This is a genomic window from Candidatus Omnitrophota bacterium (genome assembly GCA_041649175.1).
GTDB lineage: Bacteria > Omnitrophota > Gorgyraeia > Zapsychrales > JBAZNR01 > JBAZNR01.
Window position 1 is genome coordinate 277825 of record JBAZNR010000001.1, and the last position, 12948, is coordinate 290772.

At 43.4% G+C, this 12948-nt stretch carries 9 protein-coding genes; 2 read left to right on the plus strand and 7 right to left on the minus strand.

All coding sequences use genetic code 11. The features are described from left to right. Positions 1–132: 132 nt before the first annotated feature. The gene (locus WC676_01375) at positions 133–1680 is read left to right on the plus strand and encodes an MFS transporter (protein MFA5059264.1); all 1548 of its coding nucleotides are present in this window, start codon (positions 133–135) and stop codon (positions 1678–1680) included. A gap of 18 nt (positions 1681–1698) precedes the next feature. After that, a complete protein-coding gene (locus WC676_01380; GenBank protein MFA5059265.1) occupies positions 1699–2640 on the plus strand; it encodes a hypothetical protein in 942 nt (313 codons plus the stop codon). Here the strand turns inward: WC676_01380 and WC676_01385 are convergent, their stop codons facing one another. From WC676_01385 to WC676_01415, 7 genes are all read right to left on the minus strand, one after another. Continuing rightward, positions 2641–3486 (minus strand): carbohydrate ABC transporter permease, encoded by an 846-nt coding sequence (locus WC676_01385; GenBank protein ID MFA5059266.1) that lies wholly within the window; start codon positions 3484–3486, stop codon positions 2641–2643. 19 nt (positions 3487–3505) lie between these two features. Next, a complete protein-coding gene (locus WC676_01390; GenBank protein MFA5059267.1) occupies positions 3506–4441 on the minus strand; it encodes a sugar ABC transporter permease in 936 nt (311 codons plus the stop codon). 1 nt (position 4442) lies between these two features. Beyond that, positions 4443–5732, minus strand: a complete 1290-nt coding sequence (locus WC676_01395) for an extracellular solute-binding protein (protein MFA5059268.1) — start codon at positions 5730–5732, stop codon at positions 4443–4445. A gap of 160 nt (positions 5733–5892) precedes the next feature. After that, complete coding sequence (locus tag WC676_01400) at positions 5893–9153, minus strand: hypothetical protein (GenBank protein MFA5059269.1); 3261 nt, start codon at positions 9151–9153, stop codon at positions 5893–5895. Positions 9154–9456: 303 nt separating this feature from the next. Beyond that, the gene (locus WC676_01405; GenBank protein MFA5059270.1) at positions 9457–11877 is read right to left on the minus strand and encodes a hypothetical protein; all 2421 of its coding nucleotides are present in this window, start codon (positions 11875–11877) and stop codon (positions 9457–9459) included. Positions 11878–12102: 225 nt separating this feature from the next. Next, positions 12103–12432, minus strand: coding sequence for a PilZ domain-containing protein (locus tag WC676_01410; GenBank protein ID MFA5059271.1), 330 nt, complete (start codon positions 12430–12432; stop codon positions 12103–12105). Between the two features lie 111 nt (positions 12433–12543). Continuing rightward, on the minus strand, positions 12544–12867 hold the full coding sequence (locus WC676_01415; GenBank protein MFA5059272.1) for a PilZ domain-containing protein: 324 nt from the start codon (positions 12865–12867) through the stop codon (positions 12544–12546). Positions 12868–12948 lie beyond the last annotated feature (81 nt).

Below are 12948 nucleotides of genomic sequence, written 5' to 3' on the forward strand. Positions count from 1 at the left end.
TCATAATTCTTCAAGGAAAATATTAGTTACTTCAGCCAGAAAATCAAACATTTTTTGCCGTAGAAAAACAGCTACGCCGGTTTTGATCTAGAATCCACATTATCAATTACAAACCTGAAACGGAGGCCATGAATGTCGCAAGCAACAAATCAACCCGCTCATCACGTGACAGCCGGCGCAGACCGCATTTCTTTTTTTCAAAAAGCCATATACGGCATGGGGTCATTCGTCAACCAATTTGCCGGAGCTGCCACGGGCCAGCTGATCCTTGTTTTAAACCTCGGATTGGGAGTGAATCCCGCTTTAGTCGGTTGGATCGGAGCCATTCCCCGGTTTCTGGATGCCTTTTCCGATCCTTTGATCGGCTACGGTTCAGACAATACCCGAACCCGGTGGGGACGCCGCAAACCCTGGATATTCTTTGGGGCTCTTTTTTCCGGGCTTTTACTAGCTTTGATGTTCCAGCTTCATAAGGGACACGGTGAATATTTCTATTTTTGGTGGGTCTTAGGGATCCAATGCCTTTTCGTTCTTACCTTTGCTTGTTATTCGATTCCCTGGCTCGCCTTGGGATATGAAATGACACCTGATTATCACGAGCGGACGCGATTGCAAGCATACGCCAGTTTTTTCGCTCAGCCTGTTTGGATGATAGCACCATGGATCCCCTTGATCATGACCGCAAAAGAGGCTCCGCTTAAGTTAGGAAGTTTTACAGTACTGACTTTTCATTCCCCGTTCACGGATATTACTCATGCCACACGAACCATTGCCATCATCGTCGGGATATTTATCACGGTATTCGGCATCCTTCCGGCCATTTTCAATAAAGAAATTTACGCAAATTTACCGCGGCCTAAAAAAGAAAAGGGGGCCTTAAATGTCATTAAAGACCTCTTAAGCAATTGCGCTACATCTTTTAAATGCGGGCCGTTCGTTAAGCTTGTTATTGTAACGTTCCTTATCTTTAATGGGTTCATGCTCGCTTCTGCCTTTACCGCCTATGTTGTTTTTTTCTATTGTTACGGCGGACAGCCGACGATGGACCTGATGTACCAGAACGGCGGAACCTTGCTGGGTGTCTTTGGAACGCTCAGTTCTATTTGTACGGCTTTCGTCGCCATTCCCTTAACCACGTGGATATCAACAAAACTCGGAAAACGAAAAACCTTTTTGATCACCATGTCGCTTGCGATCTTCGGCTATGCCCTGAAATGGGTCGGATATAACACCGAACATCCTTACTTGTTGTTGGTTGCAGCACCCTTTCTGGCATTCCATCTGGGATCACTTTTCACAATCGTCTGTTCCATGATCGCAGATGTTTGTGACCTTGACGAACTTCAGACCGGCACACGTCGGGAAGGAATGTTCAGCGGTATTTACTGGTGGATACAAAAACTAGGCATGGCCGGAGCATCTGTTCTTGCCGGATACCTTCTGAATTGGACCGGTTTCAAGCAAGAATTGGGCCTCAACCAAGCCCCCAGCACCTTGTTTTATATGAGGGTCTTCGACGTCGGAATTCCGATCGCAACCTCTTTGATTGCTATTTACATTATTATGACCTTTGACATTTCAGAAGCTAAAGCCTATGATATTCGTGGACAGGTCGAAAGACGTCGAGAAGAAAGACGAAACGAAGAAAGACGCGAAGAAGAAAGACGAAAAAAGACGTAATAAAGTTTGAGAAAAGATATGGCCAAACATCCTTCAAATAAAAGTACAAGCCCAAAACCAATTGTTATCTTTCCCTATTGGGGATATGAGAACAATAAGCAATGCGAATGGTATTTTTGGTGGACCATTGACCGATGTAAGGAAATTGATCCCAAGCCGATCGTTATGCTGCCCCGGGCTACGGTTATCAGGCAAAATGCCGCTTCTTTTCTAGCGGATAAAAGATACAAGACCCTTGAGGTTGTACAAACTTGGTCTGTTGATTCCTGCCAAACATGGCTTGCGGGCTGGGGCCACGTGCTTGACCACTATCCCGACGTAGAAAGAATTGTGCTTTTGCCGGGCGACCTTGATTATGTTCATGAGGATGTTGAATTTTATAACAATCTCAAAGGCTTTATTGAAACGACCAGCTCGGATATCGCCATCGGAGATTTTGGGACCGGAGATAAGTACAGCGCGAAAAGTCTCGTCGACACTTATGGTTCCTATACACTTTTGGCCAACTGGTTTCCCGAAGTCTCCAAAAGCATCAGGTCATTGCCTCTTCATCGACTGAGATCTGAATTTCTAAATATCAAAACATCTGTTTTGCGCGATCTTTTGATCAATAATAGAAATTTCGCTTATGAACAAACTCTCAATTTTCTCATCAAAAGCTGGAATCATAATGAGTCGAAATGGAAACATCAAATAACCACATATCCTTTGGGAAGCCTGTCTGACAATAAGTCTTTTAGGGACTATCGATCGTGCATTGACCAAATAGAAAGAATAGAAAGAATGCTTTCTGTGCTATGGCGAGAGATCAAGGAACCTAAAAGGAAGGATAGCGCGAGCGATAAAAAATTTGAGGAACAATACACTTTGTTTAGCAATGAATACGACAAGCTCTACACAAAATCGAACAATATCATAGAATCTGCCAGAACGACCCTTAGAGCCCTCTTAGGCGTATAACTATCCCCCCGTCGCCCCGTACGAAAATCCTTTAACAATATGTTTCTGCATAGCTAAGTAAACAAGAATGATAGGAAGAGCGGCAATAGTCAAGCCCGCCATCAAAACCGGATAATCAACGCTATGCGCGCCTTGGAACTTCATCAATCCCACCTGAAGAGGCATCAAGCTTTTTTCATTTAAAAGAAGCTGCGCCAAAATATATTCGTTCCAAACATTTAACGAATTGAAAATAACAACAACACCAATGGCCGGACGGACAAGCGGCAGCCCCACATGCCACCAGATCCCTATTTTACTGCATCCGTCAATACGCGCCGCATCTTCAAGGTCCGACGGTATTTTGTCAAAAAACGTCTTTAGGAACAAAATGCTCATGGAAAGCCCAACATTGATCATACAAAGAATATAGCCGATACGCGTATCAGCTAAGCCTAATTTATTGACCAAAACAACCAGCGGGACAAAACTTCCCGGTAAGGGGATCATCATCGCGGCTATAAACATATAAAAAAAGAAATTCTTGCCCGGAAATTTCAGCCGAGAAAACGCGAAAGCAGCCAAAGAAGCGACGATCACTATTCCTATCACGACCGTCACCGTATAGATAATGCTATTTAAAAGATATATTTCAAAGCCCCCGCCAATCCAGGCTTTTATATAATTATCAAAATTTAATACGGAAGGGATCAAAGACTTGTCCGTAAAAACCGTATCCAGGCTCATTAAAGACGAGCGAAACATCCAAAAAAGCGGGAATAAACAAGTAGCGGCCATCGTTAGTAAAAACATATGGATCGCCATGCCGTATAAAACTTTTAAAATTTGATGTTGGATCGCTTTCATAAGATCATTTCTTTAAAACTTAAACCTGTTTCATTCTGTCGGAAATAAATTTAGATCCGAGCGAAATGGCGATCAAAATAACGCCGAATGTCACACCTTGCGCGCAAGCATAACCAAGGTGATGGTCGAGCATTGAATCTAATATCTCGGTCACGGGAACGGACGTGTAATCAACAAGGCCGCTTCGCCCGATCATGGAAATGATCAAAATAAACGCCTGCATCGAACCTAAGATCGTTAAGACAACAACGACCAGAATAACGGGAACCATCATCGGAAGCGTAACATTTTTTAAAATGCTCCAATTCCCGGCTCCGTCAACTTTAGCGGCTTCATAAAGCTGTTTATCGATCGTCTGAAGCCCGGCTAAGAACATCAAAAATCCCCATCCAAAACCTTTCCAAGAGTGCACAATAGCGATGCACGGCAAAGCTGTCGACGGATTAGAGAGCCAATCGTTCACTAAATGCGGCAATCCTGTTTTGACGAGCAGATGATTTAGAAGCCCTATCTGTTCGCCGTTTTGTATGCCGGCATTTAAGATCCATGTCCAAACCAAACCTACCACCACTTCGGATAAAACCGGCGGGATAAAAAATACCACGCTATAAAAATTTTTCATTCTTAACTCGCGGTCACACGCGAAGGCAAGCGCGAAGGCTAGGATATTTTGCAGCGTTAACGCAATGAACGTAATAAATCCCGCGTTCCCCAAAGAATGCCACCATCCGCCGTCTTTAAGAAGATCCATAAAATTCTGAAGACCTACAAAATTTTCTTTGAAGTTAACGGCATCAATGCCATTCCACTCCAAAACAGAAAGCTTGAAGATGTCAATGAACGGATAAATATAAAAAATACAGAAAATAACAATCGCCGGCAAGATAAACAAGAAACTGGTGAAATAATTTCTTGTCATAATGGCTTTATTATTTTTATTGATAAGTTCCGGCATTTTATTTTGTCTGCTCTTTCCTATCTTTTCTTTCCATAATTTTTTCTTTTACCGCTTGAACCTCTCCCGCGACCTCTTGGGGAGTTTTGTCTCCGATAATAATGGATTGGATCCCTTTGATGAATTTCTCGCTTACTTGGTCATTTTCATTGATGTCCCAGACGGTGGGATGAGTCGCGTAGTCGGTGCCTTTGGCAAAACCCGACAAAATAGGATCAATAGAAGAAAGTGCTTTTTTATTAGCCGGAAGATTTCTGGTTTCTACCGCAAATTGCACTTGTTGTTGTGTGGCGGTCAGCCATTTTAAAAAGTCGATCGCTTTTTGTTTTTTAGCAGACTGGCCGTTGACCACAAAAGATGAACCCGTGCCCCAGATCCTCATGGCCAGCGCTTCATTAACCTTAGGCGGCAGCATCACGCCATATTCCAGCTTTGGGTTCATAGCATGATAAACATTAACGCACCAAGAACCGTTAAACGCGAACGCCGCGCGCTCAAGAGCAAAATCTTGTTCGGCATATTTATTGCCTTTGGTCACGACCCCCGGCACTAAAGCGCCGCTATCGGTTAATTGTTTAAAAACATTGAAAACCTTGATCCAATCCGGGTCGGTGTAAGGGATTTCTCCGCGATAAGTCGCCATGATCTTATCTTCGCCCATAATATTAAAAGCGTAATTGGACGCGAAACAATCGATCATCCAATCTTCACCCCAGCCGGCGACCAAACCGGAAACGCCCACTCTTTTGAGCGCGGCGATATCTTTAAAAAACTGCGCCATAGTTTTAGGCGGCTCAGAGATTCCGGCCTGCTTTAACAAATTTTTATTGTACAACATTTGCATATTAGTCACATCGATAGGAACGCCATAAATGCCGGGCTTGACTTTATAGATATTGCCTTCCAAAAAAACATTGGGGGCAAGCGCTTTAGGAAAGAGTTCGCTTTCCCAAGCGGAATCATTAAGTTTGTATTCGTCGGTTAAGTCGGCAACATGGCCGTTTTTAATGAAGGAGGCAAAAACTTCTTTTTCGCCTAAGACCCCAAAAATATCAGGAAGGGCGCGGGCTTGAGCGGTGGCGGTAATCTTTTGGGAATAAGCGTCGGAGGGAGCGTATAATTCGAAATTAACTTTGATGCCGGTTTGCTGTTCATATTGCCTGGCAAGCTGGATAAAAGCTGCGTTGCGGTCGGTCATCCAGTGCCAAACGGTGATCGAGTTTGGATCTTCTTTTTTAGCACAACCCGCGAACAATACGATCAGTAAACCAATAACCAGTATCTTTTTCACTAATCCTCCGGGCAGTCAAGTAATTAACGAAGTAAGGCCTTCGTTAAAAAAATAACGGTACCTTGCTGCCGAATGGTATTGTACGCAGACTTTGAAGCGGAATCAATATTTATTACGGGCAAATTGAATACTAAAGCCGTCTTGATGCTCTCTCGCCCGTTTATCTTCCTTGGCTGACCGCCTGATGAAGCGAACGATATCTTGTTATTGTCGGCCCGTCACTAGCGCTGATGCTGTCAGGAAGAATGTTTGTTCCACCAGCTGTTAAAAACGCATCATCAAAGATCGCTCTGCCGCCAATTGCGAACACATCGCCTTGCGGCGCATACAAAGAACAAATAAATCGTAATTTTACCGCACTCGGTGGCGCGATCGTTAAGATATCGATCCTTGTCCATCTGGAACGTCCGCCGATGGGATGGCCCGCAACTTCAGTGCCGACCTGATGGCCATTCGCGTCAAAGAACGCCAGCGAAAGGTTAGCCGAAGCGTTAGAAAGGAAATTGATATTTGTTTTCACCCAAACACGCGCCACAATCCCACTGTTGGGATTAATGCTAATATCCTGCGAAGCAGTTCCAAAATAATCCCCGCCTAGAGTGCCATCAACGGTAAAATAAGACGAGTAGGTTCCGCTATGCGCATCTCCCGGAGCGACATTCGACCAAATCGCGCTGACCTCGCCGGGTTTATTGAGCTCATCCCAATCATTCAACCCGTTCTCAAAACCGGGATTGATCAAGTTTCTTACTGGAAGAGGTAAAGCTAACGGTGTTCTGGAGAATTGGAAATCATCAAAATAAGCACTGCCGGCGCGAGAGGCATCTTGCTGACGAGCAAAAATCGTTCCACTGACTCGCACGCGCACTGTTCCCGCGGGAACTTGGCCCGTCACGTAAAGATAGCGCCAATTGGTTAACCCGCCAATAGAACTTTTCACAATAATAGGCTCGTTAGCATCTTCAATCACTTCACCGTCTTCATTAATGAATTCTAACTGCAAGCCGGCCTTTGATTTTGTTATAGGGCTTATTCTCGTCTTAGCGTAAGCCGTTGCGTAAACGTTTGTGTTAGCAGGATACTCACTACCTACATTATCGTAGTAAATATCTTGGTAAATTTGGCTGTAATAACTTTGGTTCGGAATAACGCCAATATTTTTTTGAGCTGAATTAACTCCCGTATGCGCATCTCCGCTAACCACTCCCGGAAATCCACCCGCCTCCGACCAATCGGTTAAACCATTTTCAAATCCTGCGTTGATAAGTTCTGTTCTAAAACCTTCCGGAGGAAATGGCGTATAGGAAAAAGTAACGCCGTCAAAATTAGCGACGGCTCCGTCGGCATTGACATCGTTGTCATTAGCGAGTGCAAAAGTAATAACACGTACTGTGGCTGTCCCGGCCGGAGGAACAACTCCGTCGACAACAAGCCTTCGCCAATCATTATTACCGGAAAGCTGTTGGCCGCTTTGGCCTAAGAAAGTTCCGGCCGCGTTAAAAAATTGAGTGATAAATCCTGCCCTGGCGGATGATGCCGGGTTCATCGCGGTTCTCACATAAACGGTAGCGTAAACCGGATGTCCCGTCGGATCCGCGTATGGATAATGCAGATCCTGCGAAGCAGAGGCATAAAAATTAATGTCTAGATCTGTGTCAATGGTAGCTTTGGCTGAATAAGATCCGTCATGATAGATAGCATTGTCCGTCCTAAGCCCGGGGCTATAAACTAGATCCCAGTCATTAAGTCCGTTTTCAAAATTCGCATTGATCAAGGTTTCTTGTACCGGAGGTAAAGGTAAGGCGCTTAAAGAAAAGGTGAAATCATCAAAATAAGCATCTCCGGCGAGTGATGCATCAGCAAGTGGTGCAAAAATAAAACCGCTCACTCTGACTTTGGCAGTTCCTGCCGGTGTTGTGGCGTGAACATAAAGATAACGCCAATCGGTATTTCCGCCGATGGAATCATTGACGACAATAGGATTATTTTGCGCATCTTCAATAACATTTCCGCTCGCGTCAATAAATTCAAATTGCAAACCGGCATTAGATTTTGCCATCGGGCTCATAATTGTTTTGACATAAGCCGTCGCGTAAACGTTTGTACCTGTTGCAAATGGCGTACCACTAGCATTCGCATAAATATCCTGGTAAATTTGGCTGTAATAATCTCGCGGCGGATCTAAAACTGATATTGTCTTTTGAGCCGAAGCAGTAGAGCTATTATGAGTTATTGTCGTGTTGACCGTAGAAGGAAATCCATACAATTCAAACCAGTCGGCAATTCCAGATTCAAAACCAGGGTTCAAAACAGTTGTTTGGAAATTTGACTGCGGCAAAGGAGTCGTTGAATAAACAAAATCATCAAAATAGGCTATGCCACCATTCACCGAATGTGCTTCTGAAGAGTAGACATATCCACTAACCCTAATTTTTACAGCATTGCTTGGTGGATTTAAATCTTGGGCATAAAGTCGTTGCCATCCATTTGTAACCCCAACTTCGTGAAAAACTCTTGGGTGAGCAATAACAGAACCGTTTATATCTAGAAATTCTAATTCTAGCCCAGCTTTATTCGAAGTTGATTGGATAGGAAAGTTTGTCCTGACATAAACCGTAGCATACACATCGCCATCTTGAGCATAATTAAAATTAACAAGCTGATAAATTCGGCTAAAGTAATCTTGATTATTAATATGCTGTATATCTTTCGCTACAGCCAAATTACCGCTATGGTAAATACTCTCACTTAAGGTACCCGGAAAACCAAATAGATTCGCCCAATCATTCAATCCATTCTCGAATCCAGCATTGTAAAGATTTGAATTCAATGGTGGAGTAATATAATCTGTCGAAACAACACAATCATCAAAATAAGCAATTCCATCAATAGCATCTTGATCGCCATTCGCCGCAAATTTATAGATTGTAAATCTAACACTTTCAGCTGTTGCTGGGGCTGTTGCCGCAACATAAAGAAGGCGCCAATCTGTTTGTCCACCAATTTCAGATTGCACAACAGGATTAGCTATTGGTTGGTTAGCACCATTATAGAACTGTATCTTAATCCCTGCTTTTGCTGTAGATAGCGGCGAAATGTTTGTCTTAACATAAGCTGTAGCATAAACATTTTGCCCTACTGTAACTGCAGGACTTTGCGATAATTCGCTATAATCGTTATCATTTAAATCTGAAATCAAGCTACTGGCTGAATAGGGGCCAGAATGATAAATACTGTCAGATACGCTAAAACCAGTACCGAAATTCGGATTATTCCAAAGATTAATTCCATTATCAAAATTTGGATTTACGAGAAGCTGGTTCGCAAACGCATTGCTTCCGACGAACAAAACAAATCCTAAAGTTAGGGCTAACATTCTTACTTTACTCATCATATCTTTCTCCTCCGTGGCTTTTTTCATAAGAAAACGTTTTCTTAAGTGGTTTTTAAAAAAGTGCTTATCTTAAGCACTTTAACAAATACTTTTTAAATGTTTTTAATCAACTCGCCTTAGGTCAGAAGTATACCGCATTGCGAAAAACTGTCAATTAGACCCAAGTACACTACCCTAATATATACGGCAGAATACGTAGCAGGTAACCAGAGTATAGCCGATGACTTATGTTTTGTCAATTTTTGAGGTGAAAATAGAAGTGGGCGTCCCCCCGCCACACTTCTTGGCGGGGGGACGCCCAACTTTGCTAAACATCCATGATCTTAAAACCTATCCTAAAGTCACCTGCACCTTATGGACTTTTCCATCATTAAAAGGCGTTATTAAGTTCCCTTCAATTTCATTTCCATCCACTACGACTTTCGTAACACCTTTTTCTTTTCCTTTAGGATTTAAGATCTCAATGTCATAAATATCACCTCGAAAGGGGCGACGAATAGAACATTTTTTCCATTTTTTAGGAATGCAAGGATCAACCCTTAAACCGTCAAAATCCCTGCGCGCGCCCAAAACCCATTCGGTTCCGGCCATAAACGTCCAGCCAGAGGTTCCGGTGATCCAAGTAAATGCCCCTTCCCCGTAACGATAGGGATTTTCCGGCCCTACCAAATATTCGGAATAAATATACGGTTCTGTTTTATACAGATCCATATCTTTTTGCGCGTTGGGCATAATTTTGCGCATCGCTTCATAAGCCTTGTCGCCGTATCCGGCCATCGCTAATCCAACCAGCATAAACGTTGCCGCGTGACAGAACACGGCTGCGTTTTCTTTTGTCCCTTCCGAAAACATACTGATGCGCCCTAAGCGTTTGACCCAAGACGAATACGCCGGATAAAATAGCGCGAAACCATGCGCGCCGTTCAAATATTTATCGGCTGATTCAACGATCGTCTTTAATCTCTCCTCACGCGCCACACCGGAAAGAATAGCCCAGGCTTGCGTATTGATATAAATTCTTTTTCCTTCTTTATCTTTAGCGCTTCCGTAAACAACGCCGTCATCATCAAACCCGCGCACATACCAAGCTCCGTCCCAGGCGAGCGTATTAACGCGCTCATCCATGGTTTTAGCCATTTGCAGATATTTATTCTTTTTGTCTTGATCGCCCATGCGCTCGCAAAGATCCGCCAATATTTTTAACGAACGCACCAAGGCTTGCGCTAACCAAACGCTTTCACCCTTATGGCGAATTCCGGCCGCGTCAATAGCATCGTTCCAATCGGCATGGCCGATACGCGGGAAACCTTTTTCGCCGACATCGTTAAAACAAAATTCCAGATTTTTTTCCAAATGTTCAAAAAGCGTTCCTTCGCCGTCTGTTTGCGCGCCGCCTTTCCAATTGCGGTCAATTTCCCATCCTGCCACCCACTGATCTTTTAAATACGGAACGTATTCCGATAAAATGCCCTGATCACCGGTTTCCTTAATATAGGCACTCACGGTCGCCGTCAACCAAACCTGATGGTCTTTATTAGGACGGTGTTTATTAGGCCCCGTTGTATCCGACCAGCCCGGAGCGGACGTGCCGTCACGGCGAATGAGTGAAGCTATTTTGAGGATCTTTTTTCTGGTCAACTCCGGATTAATGGAACAAATGCCTTCCGAATCTTGACAGCTATCACGATAACCGCGCCCACCGGACCCTTCATGATAAAACGACGGTGAACGCGACCAAAGATTACAAATATAAACCTGGTATTTCACCCAGACATTCATCATGGTGTTGAAATCTTGATCGGGAGTTTCGATAACGATATTATCCGCAATGCGTTTTTTCCAAATATTTTTAGTAGCCTGCAATTCTTTTTTGGCGTGAGAAACATCGCGGTATTTTTCCAACACTTTGGTGATGGTGGGGATCTTTTCGGTCTGCCCTAAACAAATCGTAAATTCTTTGGTTTGTCCGGGTGCTAATTTTATCGAATGACGGAATGTGCCGATGCCGTCTTCGCCGGAACACAAAGGAAAATTCTGGAATTTTCCTTCTAAAATACCTTCCGGATTTTCTTCCGTATTGCAACGTCCGAGAAAAACATCTTTTTGCGTACAGCAACCTTTGACCGGCAGAGAAGAAGCGAAAAAGATCAAACTGTCAAAGGGTTGGATATTCATTCCCTGCCATTGAGCCGTCTTTTTGGCGTAAATGGCTTGATGAGATTTATCGAACCAAATACGGCTGTAGAGATTCATGATATTGCGATAACGCAATTCTTCGTGATAATCACCGATCAAAAATTCTACGTAGGGAAAAACTTCTAAATTTTTTGTCTTTTTTGTTTTATTGGTCAAAGAAACGATCCAAACTTCGCAATCATCATGTTCGGGGACAAAATAAGTGACTTCGGAGGCCAGGCCATTGTTAACGGCGGAGATCGTCGTATAGCCTAAACCGTGACGGCATTCAAATTGACTCGGTTTGGTACGAATGGGCTGATAGGTCAGCGAAAATGTTTTACCGCCGTCACGGACATAAATATATTTTCCGGGGCGGTCAAAATGCCAATTTTCCGGCGCCCAGCGCGTAATGCGGTTGGTGCGGCAATCTTTATAAAAACTATAGCCGCCGGCGCACTGCGAAATAATAGAACAATAGGTTTCATTAGTTAAATAATTGATCCAGGGGCGAGGGGTGGTGGGTGTTGTGATAACGTACTCTAAACTATCTTTGGAAAAATGGCCGTATTTCATAGAACGTGTTCCTTATCCGAATATAAGAAATGGTTAATAGAAATTTGTAGGAGAAAATTTTATTTCCGAGAAATTTGATCCCAAAAGAAATATTCGAGAGTTTAACACAAGGGCAATGCGAAGGTCAAGATTTTTTAGGAAATAGAGAAAGGCGCCTGTCTTGCCATTTTTGCGGCAAGACAGGCGCCTTTCGTTTTCAACATCTTCCCGTGCTTTTGAAAAACCCTATTGACAGTACTTAAAGATCCTCTGGGTATCCATAAAGTCAACCTTATCAAATCTTAATCCGGCATCAAAAGCGCTTGGATTAATGGCCCTGCTCCAAACGATTTTCCCGCTTAAAATAAGCGGGTCGTGGCCATCAGGAAGCTCCACGACAAGGTCTACTTTATCCTCAAGATTTATTTGCTCTTTGGTGACAATCTTTGCGCCCTCGGCGGAGATATCACGCAAAAAAACATTACTGCCAAAATCATTCCGTGAATATTGAAACTTAACGGGGAACCTCGCGGTAAAACGATCGAAGACACGACGGTCATCTATTTTCACTGTCATGGCTTCCTTTCTCCGTGGCTTTTAAGCTGTCTATTCCCCTCTCCTTTAAAATAGACAATAGGTTAAACATTTGGGCGCCTGCCTTTTAAGGCAGGCGCCCATATATTCATTTTAAGCAAAATGCTTGCTTAAACTTGCGCGCGAACCATCCAGAATTTCGGTAAATGTCATGCCCACACGATAAAGGTCGGATTCCAAAATCTTCGTAACCCAGCGCACTTCCCCTACCGCCACCACCGGCTCTCCTTCAGGCGTTAAGTTAAGCTCTACCAACATCTTAGTATCTATCGGAATACGGTTTTTAGAAATAAACCCTACTCCGCCTTTACTGATATCGGTCGTTTGTGTGTCCGAAAATCTTGCCGCTTTTTGCGAAACAACCGGAACCTGGCAATCGTAACGGGCTGATTTTCTTTTTTCTGCTGCTGATGCCATTTTAATGAACCTCCATTTATATTGTGCACTATCATTTCACAAAATACAAATTATTTTTTTATTTTTTTCTCGTCGGAAAAA

Excerpts from the sequence above, each read along its gene's own strand:
- WC676_01375 (MFA5059264.1), top strand. The coding sequence starts at position 133 with ATGTCGCAAGCAACAAATCAACCCGCTCATCACGTGACAGCCGGCGCA.
- WC676_01380 (MFA5059265.1), top strand. The coding sequence starts at position 1,699 with ATGGCCAAACATCCTTCAAATAAAAGTACAAGCCCAAAACCAATTGTT.
- WC676_01385 (MFA5059266.1), bottom strand. The coding sequence starts at position 3,486 with ATGAAAGCGATCCAACATCAAATTTTAAAAGTTTTATACGGCATGGCG.
- WC676_01390 (MFA5059267.1), bottom strand. The coding sequence starts at position 4,441 with ATGCCGGAACTTATCAATAAAAATAATAAAGCCATTATGACAAGAAAT.
- WC676_01400 (MFA5059269.1), bottom strand. The coding sequence starts at position 9,153 with ATGAAAAAAGCCACGGAGGAGAAAGATATGATGAGTAAAGTAAGAATG.
- WC676_01405 (MFA5059270.1), bottom strand. The coding sequence starts at position 11,877 with ATGAAATACGGCCATTTTTCCAAAGATAGTTTAGAGTACGTTATCACA.
- WC676_01410 (MFA5059271.1), bottom strand. The coding sequence starts at position 12,432 with ATGACAGTGAAAATAGATGACCGTCGTGTCTTCGATCGTTTTACCGCG.
- WC676_01415 (MFA5059272.1), bottom strand. The coding sequence starts at position 12,867 with ATGGCATCAGCAGCAGAAAAAAGAAAATCAGCCCGTTACGATTGCCAG.